Annotated in this window: 6 protein-coding genes; all 6 read left to right on the top strand. The window is 60.2% G+C overall.

All coding sequences use genetic code 11. The features are described 5' to 3' along the window. Nucleotides 1-70: 70 nt before the first annotated feature. The 6 genes from J2X14_RS07380 (at nucleotide 71) to uilS (ending at nucleotide 24,477) form a co-directional block, all read left to right on the top strand. Complete coding sequence (locus J2X14_RS07380; protein WP_352410565.1) at nucleotides 71-14,383, top strand: Ig-like domain-containing protein; 14,313 nt, start codon at nucleotides 71-73, stop codon at nucleotides 14,381-14,383. 730 nt (nucleotides 14,384-15,113) lie between these two features. Further along, nucleotides 15,114-18,320, top strand: a complete 3,207-nt coding sequence (locus J2X14_RS07375; RefSeq protein WP_352410564.1) for a hypothetical protein — start codon at nucleotides 15,114-15,116, stop codon at nucleotides 18,318-18,320. Nucleotides 18,321-18,613: 293 nt separating this feature from the next. After that, entirely contained in the window at nucleotides 18,614-19,969 is a 1,356-nt protein-coding gene (locus tag J2X14_RS07370) for a TolC family outer membrane protein (RefSeq protein ID WP_352410563.1), read from the top strand. Between the two features lie 16 nt (nucleotides 19,970-19,985). Next, complete coding sequence (locus J2X14_RS07365) at nucleotides 19,986-22,136, top strand: type I secretion system permease/ATPase (RefSeq protein ID WP_352410562.1); 2,151 nt, start codon at nucleotides 19,986-19,988, stop codon at nucleotides 22,134-22,136. Beyond that, nucleotides 22,133-23,302, top strand: coding sequence for a beta-barrel domain-containing protein (locus J2X14_RS07360; RefSeq protein WP_352410561.1), 1,170 nt, complete (start codon nucleotides 22,133-22,135; stop codon nucleotides 23,300-23,302). Before J2X14_RS07365 ends, J2X14_RS07360 begins: the two co-directional genes overlap by 4 nt. Before the next feature lie 314 nt (nucleotides 23,303-23,616). Continuing rightward, nucleotides 23,617-24,477, top strand: a complete 861-nt coding sequence (gene uilS / locus J2X14_RS07355; protein WP_352410560.1) for a UilS family quorum-quenching N-acyl-homoserine lactonase — start codon at nucleotides 23,617-23,619, stop codon at nucleotides 24,475-24,477. Nucleotides 24,478-24,521 lie beyond the last annotated feature (44 nt).

Raw genomic sequence — 24,521 nt, 5'->3', positions numbered from 1 at the left:
AATAACTATAAGCATATCTTTACTTTGATTATTTTAAACATTACCTCAACTTGTGTAAAAGGGGTTTCAGATGGCACAGCTCTCCTCCGGGCGCGTTGATATTATTTCACGCGAAAACGGCACCTTACTCTCGCAAAACAGCACCAACGCTTCCCGCACCATTCTGCTTAGTGAGCCAAGCGTCGTCAGGGTTAACGCTACACGGGCCGCAGTAACCTCTTTTGAACGTCAGGGCGACGATCTGATCTTGCATATGCAGGATGGCAGCGTGGTGCGCTATCAGCGCTTCTTCCTGAATGATGAGAACGGCGAACACAGCGAACTGGTGTTTGACGACGGCGTGAATCCGCCTGAACACGCGCTATTTCCGGCCGCCAGCGAGGGCGCGGATACCACGGCGATGGCGCTTACGCCAACTTATGAATCTTTGGGTGATATCGAGCCGCTACTGCTGGCTGATAATGCCCTGCTAGGCGATAACCTGACCACCGCGGTGGGGATCGCCGGGGTGCTGGGTCTGGCGGGCGTGGGTATCGCCTCTGCGGGCGGTGGCGGCGGTGGCGGTGGCGGTGATGATGACAATAACGGCGGCGGTGACGGCGGGAATGGCGGCGGCGATGGCGGTGGAGACGGCGGTGGAGACGGCGGCGGCACACCAGAGCCGGTAGAGGGAACGCTGACCATCACCCAGCCCATTAGCGGCGACAATTACCTGAACGCGGGCGAAGCCCAGACGGCGCTGATTATCAGCGGCACCACCACCGGCGTGGCAGCCGGCAGCACCGTTACGCTCACCTTTAACGGGGTTAACTATACCGGGCTGGTTGGCAGCAACGGCGGATGGAGTATCTCGATCCCCGCCTCGGCGCTTGCTGGCCTTACCAACGGTACGCAAAACATTACCGCTACCGTAACCGATGCCTCTGGCGCCGTTGTCAGCGACAGCGCTGATTTAACCGTGCTGGTGACGCTACCGCAGCCGAGCCTTAACCCGCCGTTTGGCGACGGCACGCTGGACGGCAACGAAGCGGGCAGCGACCAAACGCTAACCGGTAATACCGGCGTCACCGGCGCCGGTCAGACCATTACCATTACCCTCGGCGGCAACACCTATACCGGTACGGTGGGTAACGACGGCAGCTGGAGCGTCACCCTTCCCGGCAGCGCTTTGCAAAATTTGCCGCAGGGCGCGAATACCATCACCCTGACGGTAACTGATGCGGCGGGCAACAGCGGCACCACCAGTAGCACATTCAACGTCAATACCGCACCGGCCACCGGCACGGTGGATACGCCGATTTCCGGCGATAACCAGCTAAGCGGTGATGAGCTGCAACAGGATCTGCTGGTTAGCGGCACCGGCACCGCAGGCGATCGCGTAACGGTGAATTTCGATGGCGTTAACTATTCTGGCGTGGTGCAGGCCAACGGTCGCTGGGCAATAACCATTCCGGCCAGCGCGCTGGCGACGCTGGAAAACGGCGAATATTCGCTTAGCGTCTCGCTGACCAACGCGGCAGGTACCACTACTCAGATTGGCAATATTCCGTTGGCTGTCGATCCTTCCCTGCCTTCTCCGACGCTGACGCTGGATCCCGTTGCGGGCGATGGCATTCTTAGCGGGCCGGAACAGGGGACGCCGTTGACGCTGAGCGGCAGCGGCAGCCCAGGCGATGCCATCGCCGTTACCCTGAACGATATTACCTATAACACCACGGTAGGCAGTGATGGCAGCTGGTCGGTCACGGTGCCCGTCAGCGATTTAGCGGCGCTGGCGGATGGCGGCTATGTGCTGAATGCCACGGCGACCAGCCCCTCGGGCGGCGTGATAACCCAGCAGACGCTGCTGAATGTCGATACCGTGGCGCCGACGCTCTCGCTCAATACGCCGCTTGCCGGTGATGGTTATCTGAACAATAGCGAGGCGGGCGCGCCGCTGGCGGTTAGCGGCAGCGCGGAAGCAGGCTCAACCGTCACGGTAACGCTCAACGGCAACGAATACACCGTTACCGTGCCGCAAAACGGCGAGTGGTCAGTGACGATTCCTGCCGACGATTTGGCCGCGCTGGCGAACGGTAATTACACCCTGACGGTGAGCGCCACTGATGAAATCGGTAACGTCACCACCAGCGGCAGCGCGTTAGTGGTGGTGGCCGATCCGGCTTTACTGCCGGTGTTAACCCTCGATGCGTTTGCTGGCGATGATGTGCTGGACAGCGCTGAGCGCGGCGTCGATCAGCTGGTTACCGGGAGCGTAACCAACGTAACGGCAGGACAAACGGTTACCGTCACCCTGAACGGCGTTGACTATACCGGCACGGTGCAGGCGGGCGGCACATGGCGCGTTACCGTACCGGCGGCGGATCTGGCGGATCTTGCTGCGGGCGGCCAGACGCTGGAGGTGACGGTAAGCGATCTCGCGGGCAACAGCGCCAGCGCCAGCGGTGATTTTACCGTGCAGCCTGCGGGTGGCGCGGCGCTGGCGATCGCACCGATCTCTGAAGACAATTATCTGAACGCCGCTGAGGCGGCCGCACCGTTAACCATTAGCGGCAATGCGACCGGCGTGGCGGCGGGCAGCACGGTCACAATGAGCTTTAACAACGAGACCTATACCGGAACCACCGACGCGAACGGCGCATGGAGCGTCAGCATTCCGGCGGCCGATCTCACCGCGCTGAGCGACGGGCCGCTAACGGTCACTGCCAGCGTGCCGGACGGCAACGGCGGCACGCTAAGCAGCAACAGCACCTTAAACGTGGCGATCGCGCCGCTGCCTGATCCGGTGCTGGACGTGCCGTTTGGCGACGGCGTGCTTTCTGGCCCGGAACTGACCCAGGATCAAACGCTAAGCGGCAGCACCGGCATCACCGGCGGCGACCAGGAGGTGGTGGTCTCTCTGAATGGCAACGATTATCCGGCAACGGTGGATGGCGACGGCAACTGGACGGTGACCGTTCCAGCCAGCGATCTACAGGATTTGCCGCCGGGCAGTAATCCGATTGTGGTGACCGTGACCGACGCGGCCGGAAATACCAATAGCAGCACCACGCCGGTTACCGTAGAAACCAGCGCACCGGTGCTGACCATTAATCCACCTTCTGGCGATGGCGTGGTTAACGCCAGCGAACAGGCGAATCCGCTGGTGGTAAGCGGCTCGACCGATGCGGGCAGCAGCGTCACGGTCACGCTGAATAACGTCGATTATCCCGCCACGGTTTCCGCCGACGGCAGCTGGAGCGTTAGTCTGCCCGCCAGCGCGCTACAGGAACTGGCCGATGGCCGTTACGATCTTAGCGTTACCGCGACCAGCGCTGACGGCAACAGCACCACCGCGCTACAGCCGGTCACCATCGCTACCGCCGCTCCCGCCTTTACCCTCGATCCGCTGGCAGAAGATAATATTCTGAATGCCACGGAGCAGGGGCAGCCGCTGAGCATCAGTGGTTCAGGCAGCGCAGGTGATAGCGTCACCGTGACGCTGAACGGCGTTAATTACACCACCAACGTAGGCGAGAATGGGCTGTGGGCGGTCAACGTTCCGGCAGGGGCGCTCGGCGCGCTCAGCAACAACACCGACTATCCGGTTAACGTACTGGTCAGCGATGCCAACGGTAACCGCACCAGCGACCAGGCAACCCTGCGCGTGGATAACGCGCCGCCAGCGCTGACGATTGACGATCCTTCCGGCGACGGCATTCTAAACGCCGCCGAGCAGCAACAGCCGCTGGCGCTGACCGGCAGCGGAGAGGTGGGCAATACCATTACCGTGACCGTGGACGGGCAGAGCTTTACCGGCACCGTTGGCGTTAACGGGCAGTGGGCGGTGGAGATCCCGTCAGCCACGCTGCTTGGGCTGGAAGAGGGGCCGAACGCCATCACCATCGCGGCGCGCGACGCCTCCGGCAATAGCACCACGGAGCAGGTTAACCTGACGGTAAATACCGGCGCAGCGAATCCGCCTGCGGTTACCGTCGCCGTGGATACCTTCGCGGGCAACGGCGTACTGGATAGCGCCGAACAGCAGGTGGCGCAGGTGCTTACCGGCACCACCACCAATGTCCCCGCAGGACAAACCGTTACCGTTACCCTGAACGGCGCCATTTTTACCGGCCTGGTGGACGGCGACGGCAGCTGGAGCGTCACGCTACCGGCGGAGGCGCTAAACGGCCTGAGCGATGGCAGCCAGACGCTGAGCGTCAGCGTCAACGACGTGGCGGGCAACAGCGCCAGCGCCAGCGGCAGCTTTACCGTCAACACCGCCATTAGCGGCATCGCGCTGGCACCGCTGGCGGGAGACGGCTACCTGAACGCTACCGAAGCGGCGCAGGATCTGGTGATTAACGGCACCAGCGTTAACGTGCCGGTTGGCGGCACGGTCGAGGTCACACTGAACGGCGCAATCTTTACCGGCACGGTGGGCGCCAACGGCGCATGGAGCGTGACGGTGCCGGCAGAAAATCTGACCGGGCTGGACGATGGGCCACTCAGCGTCAGCGCCAGCGTAACCGACAATACCGGCACAACCATCACCAGCAATGCCACGCTGAACGTGGCGGTTGCCGCACAGCCGACGGTCACCGTTAATCCGCCGTTTGGTGACGGCTATCTTAACGCCGAAGACGTCACGCAGGATGGCGTGCTGACCGGTAATACCGGCGTCAGCGGCGCTGGACAGACGGTCACGGTTACGCTGGGCGACAGCACCTACAACGGCAGCGTCGCGCCCGACGGGAGCTGGAGCGTTACGCTGCCCGCCGCCGATCTCGCCGCGCTGGATGAGGGCGCGAACAACCTGGCGGTGACGGTCAGCGATGCGGCAGGCAACAGCGCCAGCGGCAATGCCACCGTCACGGTAGACACCAGCGCACCGCCGGTAACGGTAACCACGCCGGTTAGCGGCGGCGTGCTCAACGCCAGTGAGGTGACCCAGCCGCTCGATCTCGCCGGTAACGGGGAAGCGGGCAGCAACATCACCGTTAATCTCAACGGCACCGACTACACCACCACCGTCGGCAACGATGGCAACTGGACGCTGACCATTCCGGCGGCGGATCTGGGCGCGTTGCCGGACGGCAGCTATACGCTCAGCGTCACCGGCAGCGATACAGCAGGTAACGCCACCACGGTAACTACGCCGCTGGCGGTAAAAGCGGCGGCGGCCAACCTGCCGACCGTTACGCTGGATAGCTTTGCTGGCAACAATGTGCTGGATGGCGCCGAGCAGCAAACCGCGCAGCGGGTATCTGGCACCACCACCAATGTCGAGCCGGGACAAATCGTTACCGTGACCTTAAACGGTCAGGATTACAGTGCGACGGTACAGGCAGGCGGCGGCTGGAGCGTTAGCGTGCCCGCCGCGGATCTGGCCGATGTGGCTAACGGCACGGCAACCATCGGCGCGACGGTCAGCGATGCAGCAGGCAACGCCGCCAGCCAGACGCTGGATATCACCGTTAACAATGCGCTTTCCGGCATCGCCATTGCGCCGCTGAGCGACGATGGCTACCTGAACGCCACCGAAGCCGCCAGCGAACTGCTGATTAGCGGCTCCAGTAACAATCTCGCCAATGGTACGCCGCTGACGGTGACCTTTAACGATCGCACCTATGCCACCACCGTGGGGGCCAACGGCGCGTGGAGCGTCACCATTCCGGCTACCGCGCTGGCCGGTCTGCCTGACGGCAACCTGCCGGTAACGGTAACTGCCACCGACGCGGCAGGCAATGCGGTAAGCAACAGCAGCAACCTTGTGGTGCAGATTAACAATTTGCCTGACGCGACGCTGCAAACGCCGTTTGGCGATGGCGTGATCAACGCTGCGGAAAGCGCTGCGCCGCAGCAGCTGCAGGGCAATACCGGCCTTACCGGCAGCGGTCAGAGCGTCACGGTCACGCTGGATGGCAATGACTACAGCGGAACGGTTGATGCCAACGGCAACTGGAGCGTAACGCTGCCTGCCGAGGCGCTGGGGGCGCTACCGCCAGGGGAAAGCCCGCTGCTGGTCACCGTCAGCGATGCCGCAGGCAATAGCAGTACGCTGGACAGCAGCGTCACGGTCGATACCACGCCGCCAACGCTGACCATCGACGCGATAGCGGGCGATAACCGCATCAATGCTGTTGAAGCCGCCGCACCGGTTACCGTTAGCGGCAGCAGTACGGCAGGGGAAGGCCAGACGGTGACGGTAGCGTTAAATGGTCAAACCTGGACCACCGAAACCGACGCCAACGGCGACTGGACGCTCGATCTGCCTGCCGGTGCGCTGGCGGGCATCAACAACGGCGACTATCCGCTCACCGTTACCGTTAGCGATGCGGCGGGCAACCCAGGAAGCAGCACCAGTACGCTGACCGTGCAAAATACGCAGCTGGCACCGACCATCACCACGCCTTTTGGCGATGGTTATCTGAATATCAGCGAGGCGGAAAGCACGCAAACGCTTAGCGGCACCAGCGGCGCGACCGGCGCGGGGCAAAGCGTTATCGTCGCGCTGGATGGCGTTGACTATCCGGCAACGGTAGACAACAACGGCAACTGGACGCTGACGCTGGATGCCGGGACGTTGCAGGATCTCAATGGCGGCGTGTTACCGATTGTGGTCACCGCTACTGATGCGGCGGGCAATGTGGGGACGGTAGAGAATGCCGTCAGCGTCGATTACAGCGCGCCGAGCCTGACAATTAACGCGGTGGCGACGGATGACACCATAAACGCAGCGGAGACGCTACAGGATCTGGTGATTAGCGGTACCGCCAGCCAAAGCGAAGTTGGTCAGACCGTGACGGTGAATTTCAATGGACAGCCGCTGCAAACGGTGGTGCTGAACGGCGGCAGCTGGCGCGTCACCGTGCCCGCCAGCGTGCTGCAAGGGTTGCCTGACGGCGAGACGCCGCTCAGCGTGACCCTGACCGATGCGGCGGGCAATGCCAGCACGGTTGATCGTCCGATCACCGTGGTCGCCAACCCGGACAATCTGCCGACGCTGACGCTGGATCCGGTCTCCACCGATGATTATCTCAACCAGGCGGAAGCGGGCCAGGCGTTAACCCTGACCGGCAGCAGCAGTGATTTAGCGGCCGGCCGGACGGTAACCGTTACGCTGAACGGCGCCAGCTATACCGGCACGGTAGACGCAGACGGCGACTGGAGCGTTACGGTACCGCAGGCGGCCGTGGCGCAGCTGGCGGACGGCGCGCAAAACTTTATCGTGCGCGCAACGGATACGGCGGGGAACCCTACGGCGGTTGAAGGTAGCTTTACCGTTATCGCCAGCGCCGCCAGCCAGCCGACGATTAGCGTCGATCCGTTGACCGACGACGATATTGTTAATGCGCAGGAGGCGGCGCAGGGACTGATCATTAGCGGCAGCAGCCAGCGTCTGCCGGAAGGCAGCACGCTTACCGTGATCCTGAACGACGAGGAGTACACCGCGACCGTTGACGCCAACGGCGGCTGGAGCGTCACGGTGCCTGCTGAAGCGGCCCAGGCCTTGCCGCAGGGCAATAACAGCGTGACCGTCAGCGGCGCGGACGTTGCAGGCAACCCGGCGCAGGGCAGCGGAACCTTTACGGTAGATACCAACCCGCCGATTCTGTTTGACGTGGAGGCAGTGGTCGGTGCGGATGGCATTCTTAATCAGCCTGAGGCGCTGGCGGGCATTAACATTACCGGTCTTACCGCTGCTGGTCAGCAGGTCACCGTGACCCTGAACGGTCGCACCTACACCGGCACTGCCGACGGCGGCGGCGGCTTTATTATCACGATTCCCAGCGGCGATCTGTTGGCGCTTGAGGATGGCCCGATATCCGCTATCGTCTCGGTCAGCGATGCTAACGGCAACGTTAACAGCAGCAGCGCCGACTTTACCGTGGCGATTAATACCTTGCCGACGCTGACGCTGGATGCGCCGTTCACCGACGGCATCATCAGCGCAGCGGAAGCCGCCGTGGAGCAAACCTTAAGCGGCAGCGCCACCAACCTGGCGGAAGGGACGCCGGTCACCATCGCGATCGGCACGCTGAGCTATACCACCACGGTAGATGCCGACGGCAACTGGCAGGTCACGGTGCCTGCCGATGACTTAAGCGGGTTGCCGGATGGCACCGCGCAGATTGTGGTGAGCGCCAGCGATGCCGCCGGTAACCCGGCAGCCGCGCAGGGCAGCGTGGACTTGCTAATCGCCACGCAGCCGGAGGCAACCATTACTACGCCGTTTGTTGATGGCGCGCTGAATGTTGCCGAAGCGGGCGTAAACCAGATCATCAGCGGTAGCACCGGCATCAGCGGCAGCGGGCAGATCGTTAGCGTGGTAATTAGCGGTCTGAACAACGGCGACCCGCTCACGGCGGTGGTCGGCGCAAACGGCAACTGGTCGCTGACGCTGACGCCGCAGCAGCTGGCAACGCTTGCCGACGGCCCGCATACCATTGACGTCACCGTCTCCGATCGCGCGGGCAACAGCGATACCGCCTCGACCGATTTCACTACCATCATTAACAACTTACCGGCAGCGACGCTGGAAACGCCGTTCGGCGACGGCCAGCTTAATGCAACGGAGGCGGCTGCGGGCGCCACCTTAAGCGGCAGCACCGGCGTCAGCGGCGAGCAAACCGTGACCGTTACCATTAACGGCACCGCTTATCCGGTAACGGTAGATGGCGACGGCGGCTGGAGCGTTGACTTAACGCCAGCGCAGTTGCAGGCATTGCCGGATGGCGCATTGCCGATAACCATCACCGTCACCGATGCGGCGGGCAATACCGATACCGACAGTGAGACGGTGCAGGTTATTGTGAATACGCTGCCAGCTGCAACGCTCGATCTGCCGTTTGGCAACGGCGCACTGGATGCCACGGAAGCTGGTGTAACGCAAACCCTGACGGGGAAAACCGGCGTAAGCGGCGCGGGTCAGACGGTGAACGTCACCATCAGCGGGCTGAACAACGATCAGCCGCTGGCTGCCACGGTGGATAATGGTGGTAACTGGACGTTAAATCTAACGCCGCAACAGCTGGCCGATCTGGGTAACGGCACCCATACCATCACGGTGACCGCCAGCGACGCGGTAGGTAACACCAGCACCACGGAACCGCTTGAGGTAGTGACCGCGGTTACGTTGCCGGAGCCGGTGATTGATACGCCATTTGGCGATGGCATATTGAATATTGATGAAGCTTCCGGCGCGTTAACGCTAAGCGGCAGCACCGGCGCAGGCGGTGATAATCAGGGCGTGCAGCTCAGAATCGATGTTGGCGGAACGCTCTATACCGGCACCGTTGACGGCGATGGCAACTGGTCAGTGGCTCTGCCAGCGGGCGCGCTGAACGGCCTGAGCGACGGCCCACACGACATTGTGGTAACGGTGATCGACAGCGCGGGCAACGTGGTTGAACGCACCGAAACCTTTACTACCGCGCTAACGCCGCCCGCGCCAACGGTGAATCCGCCGTTTGGCGATGGCGAACTGACGGCGGCCGATGCGGCGGCGGGCGCGACGCTCAGCGGCACTACCGGGGGCGCCACCAGCATTGTCGTCACGCTGGGTGATAACGACTATCCGGCGACCGTAAATGCGAATGGTACCTGGACCGCTGATTTGCCTGCTGGTGCGCTGACCGCGCTGGCGCAGGGCAACGGCAGTCTGACCGTGACCGCCACCGATGCGAATGGCAACAGCGCCACCGCGATTGGTGAATTTAACGTCAATACCAGCGTGCCGGTGGTCACCATCGACGACTTTACCGGCGACAATGCCCTCGACTATGCGGAAAGCATCACCACGCAGACGCTGACCGGCAGCGCAACCGGCGCGGAGCCGGGTTCTGTGGTGGCGGTGACCATCGGCGACAGCCAGCTGAGCGGCATTGTGGACGCCAACGGCGACTGGAGTGTGAGTGTGCCGCCGGAAGCGCTGGCGCAGCTGACCGCACCGAGCGGCACCATTACGGTGACGGTGACCGATCCGGCAGGCAACAGCGGCAGCGCCGACGCCACCGTTAGTGTGGATGTCACCCCACCGGAAGGCCCGCTGTTGACGTTGGCCTCGGTGACCGGCGATAACATCATCAACGCGGGCGAAGGTCTACCGGCCTTTACCGGCAGCTTTGCTAACTTTGGCGCAGAAGGCGGCACCATTACGCTACAGGTCAATGGCGCGCCAGCGGGCACCGCCACCATTGATACCGCCGACGGCAGCTGGAGCATTACGCCTGATGCCGCCGCATTCCCTGCTGACGGCAGCTATACGGTAACGGTTACCGCAGCTGGCCCGGCGGGCACGGTATCCGCCAACTCGACGGTGGTGGTGGATCGCACCGCGCCAACGCTGACCATCAATGAGATTACCGGCGATGGCCTGCTGAATGGCGCTGAGCTTAACAGCGCGCAAACCATTAGCGGAACGGCTTCAACATCGGAAGTGGGCCGTACCGTTATCGTCACCCTGAATGGTAATAACTATCGGGCAGTGGTGCAGGGCGATGGCAGCTGGAGAACCAGCGTACCTGCCGCCGATCTGCAGGCTCTGGAGGATGGCACCAACACTGTTACTGCCTCGCTGAGCGATGCTGCAGGCAACACCGGCAACGCAACCAGCACCGTTACCGTGGATACTGGCGCGCCGCTGCTGGAGCTGGATGCGCTGCTGGGTAATAACATCCTCAACGCCACCGACATTCTGGCTACGCAAGTGTTAACCGGGCGCGCCAGCGGTGCGGAAGGGCAGACCGTGGGCATCTACCTCGGTGACGGCAACCCCATTGCCACTGCCGTGGTGGCCGAGGATGGCACCTTCAGCATCGATCTTTCGCCAGAAGTGCTGGGCAGCCTGACCGAAGGGCCGCTGGTGCTGGGCGTGCGCGTCAATGATGAGGCGGGCAACCGCACCGACGCTACGCTGACGGTTAATAAAATCGTTAACCAGGCGCTGAACCTGGTGGTGGACTCGGTGTTTGGCGACGGCTTCCTGAACGCCGCGGATACCGCCATCGGCCAGACCATCAGCGGGATTACCACCTCGGCGGGTATCGGCGCAACGGTCGATCTGACGCTGGGCGGCACTACCCTGACGGCGCGGGTTGGTCAGGACGGCAAGTGGGCAATTGTGGTACCACCGAGCGTGCTGGAACTGTTGCAGGATGGCGATATCGATCTCAACCTGACGCTAACCGATGCCGCAGGCAACCAGCGCACCGTGACCGAAACCGTGACGGCGATTGTGGATAACGTGCCGGTTATTGGCAGCCTGGCGGGCGTGCTTGGCGTTGATAATCTGCTTAATATTGCCGAACTGGGGCAGGACCAAACCATTGGCGGCGTGATTAATGCGGCGACCGGCTCTACCGTCGTCGTGACGCTTGGCAATCAAACCTATCAAACGCAGGTTACCGCAGGCGGCAACTGGGGGCTGACCATTCCGGCCGTGGATCTGGGCAATTTGCTGGATGGTACGCTGGCGCTGGGCGTGCGGGTAACCGACCCGGCGGGCAACACCGCCTCGCAGTCGGTGAATATCGGCATCTTTGGCAGTGAGCCAGTGATTAACCTTGATCCTATTTTCGGTAACGGTTTCCTCGGAATTGCCGATCTGCTGACCGGGCAAACCATTAGCGGCGTGGTGCAAAACGTCGCCGCCGGGGCAACGGTGCGGATTAACATCGGCAGCACCAACCTGACCGCGACCGTAGGCGACGGCGGCGTGTTCAGCGCCACCGTGGAACCTAATATCCTGCAGACGCTGACGGAAGGCAACCTGACGGTAGGCGTTAGCGTGACCGATGCGGCAGGCAACACCACGTCAACCAATGCCGGACTGGTGGTGGATGTTACCGCGCCGACGCTGAACCTGTCGCCGCTGTTTGGCGATGGGCTGCTGAACGCGGCGGATGCGCTGGTCACCCAGGTACTTGGCGGCCGCGCGGGCAACGTCGAGCCGGGCGCGCGCGTCAGCGTTGCCATTGGCGGCCAGACGCTGCTCACCACCGCGGATGCTAACGGCAACTTTAGCGTGGCGCTGACGCCAGCGCTGCTGCAGGGGCTGGCCGATGGCAACCTGACGGCGACCGTCACGGTGACCGATAGCGCGGGCAACAGTACCAGCGCTACCGCGGGCGCGTTGATTGGCATCCATAATCTGCCGGTTATCACGCTCGAGCCGCTGTTTGGCAACGGCGTGCTGAGCCTGGTGGAATCGCTGGTTACGCAAACCGTTAGCGGTACCGTCGCCAACGCGGCGGCGGGCAGTCAGGTACGCATTAATGTCGGTAATATCGTTCTGAACGCTGCCGTGGGCAGCGACGGTCGCTTCAGCGCCGACCTCACCCCCGATCTGCTCGGCACCTTGCTGAATGGCAATTTAACGGTGGGCGTGTCGGTCACCGACCCGGTAGGTAACGTTTCCAGCATCAATACCGGCATCCAGATAGGAAGCAATAATCCGCCAGCCCTGACCGTAAATACCATTTTCGGCGATGGCGTGCTGAGCGCGGTGGATTTGAACAGCAACCAAACCATTAGCGGCAGCAGCAGTAATCTGGGCAGCGGCAGCAGCGTGGTGGTCACGCTCAACGGACGCAGCTACACCACCACCGTGGGCAGCGGCGGCAACTGGTCGCTGAGCGTACCGCGCGCCGATCTGGCGGCGATTAATGACGGCACGCAAACGGTCAGCGTGCGCGCCACCGATGCCTATGGCAACGTGGCCAACGCCTCCGGCAACGTCAGCGTTATCGCCCATACGCCGCCGACGTTGACGCTGAATCCGGTGTTTGGCGATGGTTTGCTGAACGCCACGGATGCGCAAACCACGCAAATCATCAGCGGTACCTCAACCAATGCAGAAGGCGCAACGGTGAACGTGACCCTGGCGGGCAGCCGCTATACCGGCACCGTGGGCGCTAACGGCACCTGGAGTGTGTCGGTGCCATCTGCCAGCCTGTTGGCTATTGCCGACGGTACGCAGGCGGTTAACGTCAGCGTTACCAACAACGCGGGCGTCAGCGGCAGCGCCAGCAGCTCAGTGCAGGTGGGTACCCATACGCTGCCAACCGTGACGCTGAACAGCTTCTTTGGCGGTGATGGTTATCTGAACCTGGCGGAGGCCAATACCACAGAAAGCATCAGCGGTACGGCGACCAACGCTATTGGCCGCACGGTGACGGTTAACGTGGCGGGAACCCAATACACCACCACGGTAGGCACTAATGGCACGTGGAGCGTGAACGTGCCGTCAACGTCGCTGCGTAATATTTCCGACGGCGGGCATTCGGTGAACGTTTCGGTGAGCGATGCGGTCGGGAACACCGCGTCCACCAGCGGCAGCTTTAATGCCATTACCCATAACCTGCCGGTGATTGGTGTCGATCCGGTGCTCAGTCTGGTGAGCGTGCTGTTAACCGGCCTGACGATCACCGGCGGCACGCTGAACTTGCGTCAGGGCACCACGGTCAGCGTCACGCTAAACGGCACTACCCAGCAGGCCACCGTTGATGCGCTGGGACGCTACAGCGCGAAGTTTGCTGGTGGTTTGCTGACCACGCTTAACCTTAACTCTATCGTGACGGTCAGGGCAGTGGACGCGGCGGGTAACCCGGCTTCGACCTCCACCACGCTGCTGCTGGGCTCGCTGTTGCCGGTGGCGTCCACCAGCGAAGTCGCGACGCTGTCGCTGATGGCGCTGACCACTGACGACGCGCTGGCGGCCGATCAGCATCAGGACAGCAGCCTCGCTACCGCTAACAGCGGCGAGCAGGCCGCAACGCGGGTCGCCACCAGTAAAGTGGTTGATTCAACGCTGACCACCGAGGCCGACAGCACCGCCGCGGCCACCGCCAGCACCGCGTCAGATACCAGCGAGCAGGCCGTAGGCAGCACGCCTGCTGACGATAGCGCCACCTTTACCATTGGCGGCGTCACTATCGTGCTGGAAGATGGTACGCAGCAGCAAGGCGCTGAGGTAACCGGCAGCAGCGGCGCTGATACGGTAACGATAAGCGATCTGAACTTCACCCATATCGACGGCGGTGCCGGTACCGATACGCTGGTGCTGGACGGTGAGCATATCCAGCTGGATCTCACCGCGCTGGGGCTGAAGATTGAGAATATCGAAATCCTCAACCTGGGCGACTCCGGCACCAACAGCGTGAAACTGGATCTCGATGAGGCGCTAAACATCACCGATAAACCGCAGGACGATCTGTTGATCAAAGGGGCGGACGGCAACCAGGTAACCTTGACGAACAATGGCGATGGCGTCTGGAACACCATTGGACAACGTGAGGTGAATGGCGAGCTGTACGATATTTATCACAACTCCGCGCTGGCGGCGGACAACACGCTGGGCGACGTGCTGGTGCAGCATAATTTGCAGGTACACGTTGCGTAAGCATCCGCTATGCCAAAGCGCAGGAAGCACAGGCAGAAGAGTAAAGCGTCCCGCGCCATGGATGGCGCGGGCCGAGCCGTCAGGGATGACGATTTTGCGTCTTTACGATCGGCCTGTGCTTTCTGCGCCGATCGCCGGTGCTGACGCGCGGGAAGCACAGGCAGAAAAGTAAAGCGTCCCACGGCGCGTGAATGATAATCAATACTTAACAACGGGGCCGCCAGCGCCCCGTTTTTTATTGCCGCAACGGCGCATTGGCTCTGCACTAAACAAGTGCAACGCAAAAGCGACCAGGGGGAATCCTAAAAGGAAATTTCTTTGTCAGAGAGGGCCGGCACGATCGTCAGCGGCAAGATTTATCAACAGGGCGAACGGCACTGTTAAATAAAAGATACAAATTTCAATTAATTAAATGGCGCTATGTTAAGTGCTGTTAAAATGGCTTCTGCACTTTCTTGGTGCCAACGATTAATTTAATTAATCGGTATGATTAGCGGTTCGAGATGCTACGCCCGTCTCTTTTCTTTATACCTGGTCGCGTATCATGGTAATTAACCTTTTTTAGTTAATCTTTCCATCCTTGTTATTGAGCTGATATCGCTCCGGCGCGCGCCAGACCTTTCCGTCAGTAACGGAAGGATAAATAACCCTATGCACCCCATCCCGGCCTGAGCCGCTGGATGCGCTTGCGTACGATATTTTTTTATCTGGTGCAACACAGGAGACATTTATGGCCAACACCGCTAACTCACAACGGCTTGCCGCCGCGATCCCTTTTTCCAGCGCCACGCTGCAAGATACGCTCGCTGCCACAGCTGAAGCCAGCGCGCCCGCTACCGCCTCCCTGGTAACCACCAGCGTCGCCGCCGCCGAACCCGAACCCGCCGTGGCGCAAAGCAGCGTGCTAACCCGCGCGGCGGCTGATGAAGGCTTCACCATTAACCCGGTCTCCATTGATAACCGCGTGGATTCTTACGAGCATGGCAACGCCACGGTGATCTCTGGCTATGCCCGCAACGGCAATCCGGGCGATAAAATTAACGTCACGCTGTTCAATACCACCTACAGCACCATGCTGGGCAACGATGGCATGTGGGCGGTCAGCATCCCGGAAAGCGATATCGCCCGCATACCTAACAGCAACATCCTGGTTAACGCCACCCATATCGATAACACCGGCGCGCTGCATCAGGCGGCCAGCTCTTTTAGTCTGCAAGCCGGTAAAGGCGGGGTTTCGGGGCCGGTACTGTTTCTGAATCAGGTCACCGGCGACGATGTGCTGAGCGCGGTTGAGCGCGGCGGCGACCTGCTGATTTCCGGCTGGGGGCGCAACATCACCGAAGGGCGTGAAGTCACCGTTCTTTTAAATGGCCATGAATACCGCACCACCACCACCAAAGACAGCCGCTGGACGCTCTCTATCCCCAGCGAAGATGTGCAGGCGCTGCCGGATGGTCAGGTCACACTGCTGGCTTCGCTGGGCCTGGGCGGCCGCGTCGCGCAGGTGGCGAAAACCCTGACGCTGAATAATGAGGGCGAAGGCAAGCCCTCGCCGTCGTTGAGCATCGATACCGTTTCGGCAGATGACACCATCAGCCTGTATGAAATCGGCACCTCGACCTTTATTACCGGACACGCCACCCATATTCCGGGCGGCAGCAAAATCAAACTCACCATTTCCGACCGCACTTTTTATGGCACCGTCACCGACGATGGCGTCTGGAGCGTTAAAGTGGGGCAGCTGCATAACACGCGCAACACCAGCTCCACGCATGCGGTGGTGAGCTGGCAGGACAGCGACGGCAATCAGGTCGCCGACAGTCGTGAAATCCATCTGGTTCCTTCCAGCTATCCCTATAAATATCCGCTGAGTTTTCAGGTGGATACCATCAGCGTTGACGGCAAAGTGGATCAGCAGGAAGCGCAAAATGATTTGATTATCAGCGGATCCAAATTCGCTGGCGAGAATATCGCCTGGGGTCAGACGGTTTACGTCACGCTGAATGGCAAAACCTATACCACAGTGGTAGAGGGCAGCGACGGCGATCTCGATAATCACTGGCAGGTAACCGTGCCCGCCAGCGACGTGCAGGGGCTGGCGCCGGGCAGCTATACCGTTGTGGCGTCGATTAACGCCACGGTAAACGGCAACGAGAGCGTTAACAGCACGCAAACGAAAACCTTCACCGTAATCGATCCGGATCTGGTGTTTAATCCCATCTCCGGCAACGACAGAATCACCGGCGGTGAGCATGGCAATGCCACGGTGATTTCCGGCTATGCGCATCAGGGCGAGCCGGGCGATACGGTAGTGATTACCCTGAACGGTAAAACCTACAGCGGCACGCTGGGCAACGATGCCATGTGGTATGTCAGCGTGCCGGAAAGTGACATTTCAGCGATCCCGAACGGCAAAGTGAGCGTCAGCGCGGAACATACTGATACCGCAGGCGTCGAGCATCATGTAAGCAGCGAATTTACCCTGACCAACTCCGCCAATAAACTGCCAGCCCTGTTTATGAATCAGGTCACCGGCGACGATGTGCTGAGCGCGGTTGAGCGCGGCGGTGACCTGCTGGTTTCCGGCTGGGGCCGTAATATTGGCAGCGGTTATGAGGTGCAGGTGACGTTGAACGGCCACACCTACAGCAGCAAAACCACTAACGACAGCCGCTGGATCGTCACTATACCTCATGAAGATCTACAGGCGCTGCCGCCGGAAGGGCAGGTGACGCTGCTGGCCGCGCTGTTAAAAGGTAATGAAGTCACGCAGGTGGCGAAAACCCTGACGTTAACCACCCAGGGCGCAGGCAACGAAACGCCGCTGCTGAATATGGATCCCTTCTTTGGCGATGATAACGTTAACAGCTATGAACTTGCCGCCGATCAATACGTTACCGGCCATGCTGAACATCTCGCGGCAGGCAGCACGGTTAAGCTGGTGGCCGGCGATCAAACTTACCGCGGCCAGGTGACCAGCGACGGGCTGTGGAGCGTACACGTTGACCGGCTTCCCAGCTTGCGTAACGGCAACAGCACGCACGCGACCGTCAGCTATCAGGACAAAGATGGCAATCAGTTTGCCGACGAGCGGCAAATCACCCTGGAGGGCCTGGGTTACCCTTACCACTATCCCATGACTTTTGCTTTTGACCCTACCAGCGGCGATGAGCATCTGAGCGGAAACGAGAAGCATCAGAATTTAATCATCAGCTCATCGCAATCATCCGGCGAAGGACTGGGCCAGGGCGGCACGGTATCGGTGCTGCTGAATGGCAAAACCTATACCACGACCGCTGAGGCAGGGCCAAATAACGATGGCTTCGATAATCACTGGCAGGTCACCATTCCGGTCAGCGATATTGAAGCGCTGACGCCAGGCAGCTATACCGTAATCGCGACCCTGACCGATAAAATTGACTGGAACCAGCAGAACGTGACGGTGCGTAATGTCCAGGCAAAAATCATCACCGTAGATGAGGATGGCGTCGCGACGCTGAGCAGCAGCCTGCCCGCACCCGAGCAGGAGAGCGCGCTCCATTCTGCCTCTGCGGAGACGGCGACGCTGGCGGCGGCGCACGATGGCAGCGATCACACAACGGCCAATGCGCAGCATGAGGATACCAGCCAGGCGCTGGGCTTTAATGCGCTGGGGCTGCACAGCAGCGAGCAGCCTTCTCTCGATGCGCTGATTACTAATCTGACCGCCAGCAACGAGACCGCTCAGCAAGATTCTACAGCGGAAAACGCAGGCGAGGTCGCTGCCATCAGCGAGGCGGCCGATACCGCGCTGCTGGTCGCGCCTGCGGATATGTGGCAAAACCCGGCGGCGGGCGCGCAGGAGACGGTGCAGGCGTCTGATGCGATCTACGTCGCGCCAGGCGAAACCACGCTGGCGGATACGCTACAGCATCAACATCTGCAACCGGTAGTATAAGCCTATGGTTCAGTAAGCGTTAAGATTTTACCTGCTTTATAAAGTGGGTTTATTAATGTATTCGGCGGCGCAATGCCGCCGATTTTCATTCTTTTACGCAAATTTAACGCCCTTTTAGCGCCACTTCAGCAAAGTTGCAGAAATGCTTACAGCAAAAATGTGACTTTACATTAACAAAACCGATGGAACTCTATAATAATTCATGGTGTTATCTTCTACGGAATTAATGAGGTAACGGGTGAATGCTGCTTTCCACCCCTCCCGATATGGACAAAAAAGGTCAATAGAGCCGCATGCGTAAACTTCTTGTCTCCTTTTGCCTGAGCGCGCTGTGTAGCCCCATCGGCACGCCCGCCTGGGCTGACGCCGAGCCGAAAGCGGAATTTAACTGGCGTGCTGCCCCTACCGAAGAGCAAATCGCCACGCTTACGCTGCGGGAAGCGATCCTGCGCGCTTTTGCCCGTAACCCGCAAATCGCGCAGGCGGCTGCACAAATCAACGTCGGCGAAGCGGAGCTGGACGCCGCGCAAAGCGCCTGGTATCCGCAAATCTCTTTACAGGCCAGCGGCGGGCCTTCACATCAGACCGACTCCTCCGGCAGCCTGAATAACTCCGCCTCCGGCGGCATTACGCTTAGTCAGCTTTTATATGACTTTGGGCGCACCGGCGGGGCGATCGATGAACAACATGCGCTTTCCGACGCTTACCGTTTCGCCCTGTTCGATACCATGACCACCGTGGCCGCCGATACGCTACAGGCCTATCTGGAGGTCAAGCGCTATCAGGCGCTGGTGGTCTCGGCGCGCAGAAATATCGCCTCGCTGGAGCATGTGCGCGATATCGCCAGGCTACGCGCCGACGCCGGGCTCAACTCGCAGTCCGATGTATTGCAGGCGGGTACGCGCCTGGCAGGTATGCGCGCCACGCTGGAACAGTATCGCGCCCAGCAGCGCTCGGCGCAGGCGCAGCTCACCGTGCTCACCGGGGTGATCTCCGATAACCTGCCGGAACTGCCGGAATCCCTGTTACAGCAACAGATCACGCTGGATCGTATCGCCTATGAAAAGAGCGCCGCGGTGCGCAGTGCGCAGGCCAGGCAGGAAGCGGCGCGCGAGCGGGTTAACCAGGCAGCATCCAATCACTGGCCCACCATTCGCGTAGAGGCGGGGCGCACCCGCTATGAAAACGACAACCGATCCTACTGGGACGATGAGCTACAGCTGCGGGTAGAAGCGCCCCTTTATCAGGGCGGCCTGGTGAACGCCAGAACCCGCTCGGCCGAGGCGGAGCGTCAGGCAGCGCAGGCGGAGATCCAGCGCGCCAAGCTCGATATCAATCAACACGCCTCCACCGCCTACGCCGATATGATCGGCGCGCAGCAGCGCCAGCAGGCGGGAGAAGCGCAGCTGGACAGCGCCGAGCATACCCGTTCGGTTTACGCCGATGAATACCGGCTCAGCAAGCGCAGTCTTAACGATCTGCTCAGCGTGGAGCAGGATGTATTTCAGGCGGACAGCATGCGCCTCAGCGCGCTGTATGACGGCTGGAGCGCCACGGTACGCTATGCCGCTGCGGTGGATAATTTGCTGGATATTATGGGCATCGACCGTGAAAAACAGAGCGGCGAGCGGCTGCCTTCACTGAATTAAGACGCAGGTAACAGAGATGAATAAGGCAGCGACGATAAGCACTTCGACGGAGAACTGGATTGCGGCGATGCTGCGGGTGGCGGCCCGCTTCGGCAAGCCTGCCGATGGCAAAACGCTGCGTCAGCAGATGCGCTGGTTTGAGCATCTGCCGTCTGATAAACAGCTGGAGCGGCTGGCGGGCCTGCTGGGGCTGCATCTCACCATGACGCCGCGCGATAAGCTGCGCTGGCGACAGGAGGTGACGCCGGTGATCCTGCTGTTGGAAAACGGCAGCGTGGCGGTGGTGGAGGCGATCGATGCGGAAGGGCGCGCGCGCTACTGGTTGAGCGACGGCGGCGATGTGGTGCGCGAAAGCGAGCTGAGCGGGCTGCTGGAACAGAGCCAGGCCCAGGTGGCGGTGCCGGGCGTGGCGGCGCGCGGACGCGATGCGCGCATTGACGAGTTTGTCCAGCCTTACGAACAGCACTGGTTCTGGAAAAATTTCCGCGGCATGGGACGGCGCATCGCCGAGATTTCGCTCGCCTCGGTGGTCAGCAACGTGCTGGCGCTGGCGGGCATTCTGTTTTCGATGCAGATCTATGACCGCGTGATCCCGGCCCAGTCGGAGTCGACGCTGTGGGTGCTGTTTGTCGGCGTGCTGATTGCCGCCGCGATTGAGTATCTGATCCGTCTGATGCGCACCCAGGTTTCCGACCTGATGGGCAAGCGTATCGACCTTAAAGTCTCATCGATGCTGTTTGCGCGTGCGATGAATATTCGCAATGAGGCGCGGCCGAAATCCACTGGCTCTTTTATCTCGCAGCTGCGTGAAATCGATCAGGTGCGTGAACTGCTGACCTCAACCACCGTCGGCGCGGCGGCGGATCTGCCTTTTATTATCCTGTTTTTGTTTATCATGGGCTTTATCGGCGGCCCGCTGGTGATCATTCCGCTGCTGGCGATCCCGTTGATTGTGATCCCAGGCCTGCTGGTGCAGATCCCGATGGCGAAACTGGCGAAAGAGGGGATGCGTGAAGGGGCGCTGCGTAATGCGGTGCTGGTGGAAACCATCGAAGGCGTTGAGGATATCAAGGCGCTCCAGGCGGAACCCTATTTCCAGCGTCAGTGGGAGCAAACCCACGAGGTAAGCGCCGCAATCGGCATGAAGCAGCGCCTGTGGGGCGCGAGGCTGACCGGCTGGGCCTCGTCGGTGCAGCAGTTGACCTACGCCAGTATGTTGGTGTTCGGCACCTATCTGGTGCTGGCGGGTGATATCACTACCGGTACGCTGGTCGCCAGCAGCCTGCTCTCTTCACGCACCATTGCGCCGCTGATGCAGCTGACGATGATTTTCTCGCGCTGGCAGCACGCCAAAAGCGCGATGAAAGGGCTGGATGAACTGTTGAAAAAGCCGCTCGATCAGCCGGAAGAGGGGGAAATGGCGCACTGCCCGACGCTGACCGGCCATTACGATCTGCGCAATGTGCAGTACACCTATGATGAAGAGAATGTCAAAAACGTACTGAACATCGGTCAGTTACAGATCAAGCCGGGCGAACGTATTGCGCTGCTGGGCAAAGTGGGCGCCGGAAAATCGACGCTGCTGAAGCTGCTGGCGGGGCAGGCGAAGCCTTCCCAGGGCAAGGTGATTGTGGATGGCGTGGATATCAATCGCATCGATCCGGTGGATTTACGCCGCCAGTTGGGCTGGCTGTCGCAGGATTCGCGGCTGTTTTTCGGCACGCTGCGGCAAAACCTGATGCTGGGTAATCCACACGCCAGCGAGCAGGAGATGCTCCAGGCGCTGCGCGTCAGCGGCGCGTTGAGCCTGGTTCAGCAGGATGCCGCCAGCCTGGATCGCATCATTAACGAAGGCGGGCGCGGCCTGTCCGGCGGCCAGCGGCAGATGGTGCTGATCAGCCGCATGATCCTGCGTCAGCCGCAGGTGGTGTTGCTGGATGAGCCCACCGCCTCGATGGATGAGCAGCTGGAAGAGCATGTGATCCGGCAAATGAAAAACTGGCTGAGCGGACGCACGCTGGTGCTGGTGACCCATCGTCCAGCGCTGTTAAAGCTGGTGGACAGGATTGTGGTAATGGATAACGGACGTATTGTTGCCGACGGCCCGCGCGATGAAATTTTGCGCAGCGCCGGTGCCGCTAAGCCCAATAAAGGAGATGCCGCATGACGCAGGTTACGGTCGATAGCCAGCTGAAAACCCATGAACGCCGCACCTCCATGATTATCTGGCTGTGCAGCGCGGCGCTGGTGATCTTTTTGGTCTGGGCGCATTTCGCCATTCTTGATGAGGTTACCGTCGGCACCGGCAAAATCACCCCTTCCAGCCGCGCGCAGGTGATTGAGAGCCTGGACGGCGGCATCGTTAATCAGCTGAATGTGCATGAAGGGGATATCGTTAGCAAAGGTCAGATTCTGGCGCGGCTCGATCCCACGCGTTTCCAGTCCAATTTCGGCGAGGCGCAGGCAAAAGTGCGTACGCTGCGCGCCTCGGCGGAACGGCTGCGCGCTGAGCTAACCGGCGAACCGCTGCAGTTTAGCGAACAAACGCTGCGCGAGCCGGAGCTGGTGGCGCGTGAAACGCAGCTCTACCAGTCACGCCGCCGCAATCTGCTGGAGACCGTCAGCAACCTGCAACAGTCGCTAAAACTGGTACAGGAAGAGCTACGCATGACCGCGCCGCTGGTCGCCAAGGGCGCAGCGGGCGAGGTGGAAGTGATCCGTCTGCGTCGTCAGGTCAGCGAGCTGCGCGGTAAAATCGACGAGGCGCGTAATGAATACGCGGTGCGCGCACGTGAAGAGCAGGTAAAGAATAACGCCGAACTGGATGCGCAGATGCAGGGGCTGACTGGCAAAGAAGATCAGCTGACGCGCGCCACGCTGTTTTCGCCGGTGCGCGGTATCGTGAAGGATATTCAAGTCACTACCGTTGGCGGCGTGCTGCAACCCGGCGGTAAGCTGATGGAGATCGTGCCGCTGGAAGATCAGCTGCTGGTTGAAACGCGCATTAACCCGCGCGATATCGCCTATATCCGGCCCGGTTTGCCCGCCGTGGTGAAGATTACCGCCTATGATTCGTCGATTTACGGCGACCTGGAGGGTGAAGTGGAAACGGTTTCCCCGGACACGTTGCAGGATGAGGTAAAGCGCGACCAGTACTACTACCGCGTGTATGTGCGTACGCAAAAGGCGGAGCTGGTTAACCGTGCTGGTCGTAAATTCCCTATTGTGCCAGGCATGGTGGCTAACGTAGAGATCAAAACCGGACAGAAAACAGTGATGGATTATCTGATTAAGCCGTTAAATAAAGTGAATGAGGCGATGCGCGAGCGCTAAGTTGAGCAGGTGTTTTCCGCCACGATAGATAGCATGATTTTTATCAGCCCTGGCCACCTGGTCGGGGCTTTTTGTTTACCTGACACTGAATATCGCGATGGCGATCAAAGCGCGGATTCGCCCACTCTTTTAAATTATGTCGCCGGACGGGAATAACTCAGACAAATCTCTGAGAAGATTATTACGGCCAGGTTTATCATTCGCGCACATATATTTACGCTCGCTTAAGCGGTATGCGCTGGCTTTCCTGAAAGTTACGTGGGTTAGCATGTGGCAACCAGGCATCAGGTTAAATAAATAAAGGAAATAAGTTAATGGAAGTTATAACGAAAAAGATTTCTGACGGAATTGTTATTACGCTGCAAAAGCCCAGCGGAGAAGATAAAAAACCGGTTATCGTTTTGTGTCATGGTTTCTGCGGCATTCGTGAAATTTTGTTGCCGGCCTTTGCTGAGGCGTTTGCCGAAGCCGGTTTTGCGACGATTACCTTTGATTATCGCGGCTTCGGCGACAGCGAGGGTGAGCGGGGCCGTCTGGTGCCAGCGATGCAGATTGCCGATATTCTTACGGTGGTGCGTTGGGCGCAGCAGCAGCCCGCGCTGGATGCAGAGCGCATCGGCCTGTGGGGCACCTCGTTTGGCGGATGTCATGTATTTGGCGCGGCGGCGCAGGCACCGGAAATTAAATGCATCGTTAGCCAGTTGGCGTTTGCTGACGGGGAAACGATCGTGAGCGGTAAGATGGATGAGACAGAGAAAAACGCCTTTATTGCCACGCTGGATAAAATGGCAGAAAAACAAAAAACCAGCGGTAAAGAGATGATGGTTAGCGTCAATCGCGTATTAAGCGATGCGGAGTCAAAAGCTTTTTTTGAGGAGAACCGCACGCTTTACCCGAAAATGGATATTAAAATTCCCTTTTTAACGGTACGCGAAACCCTGCAATATAAACCTGCTGTTGCTGCCGCTCAGGTAAAATGCCCCGCTTTAGTGGTTATCGCCGAAAAAGATAGCGTTAATCCACCTGAGCAGGGCCGCGCGTTATTTGCCGCTATTGGCGCGCAGGAAAAAGAATTATATGAACAGCCGGATGCCCGCCATTACGATATCTATACCGGCGCCCATTTTCAGCAGGTTATTCGCGTACAAACCGCCTGGTTTAAGAAATACCTGTGAGAGGACTATTGCGCGCAAACGAGCCACTTTCAGCCGATGGCGGG

This window comes from Mixta sp. BE291, assembly GCF_031457955.1.
GTDB lineage: Bacteria > Pseudomonadota > Gammaproteobacteria > Enterobacterales > Enterobacteriaceae > Mixta.
Note: the sequence above shows the minus strand (reverse complement) of the source record. Positions and strands in the feature narration are given on the sequence as shown.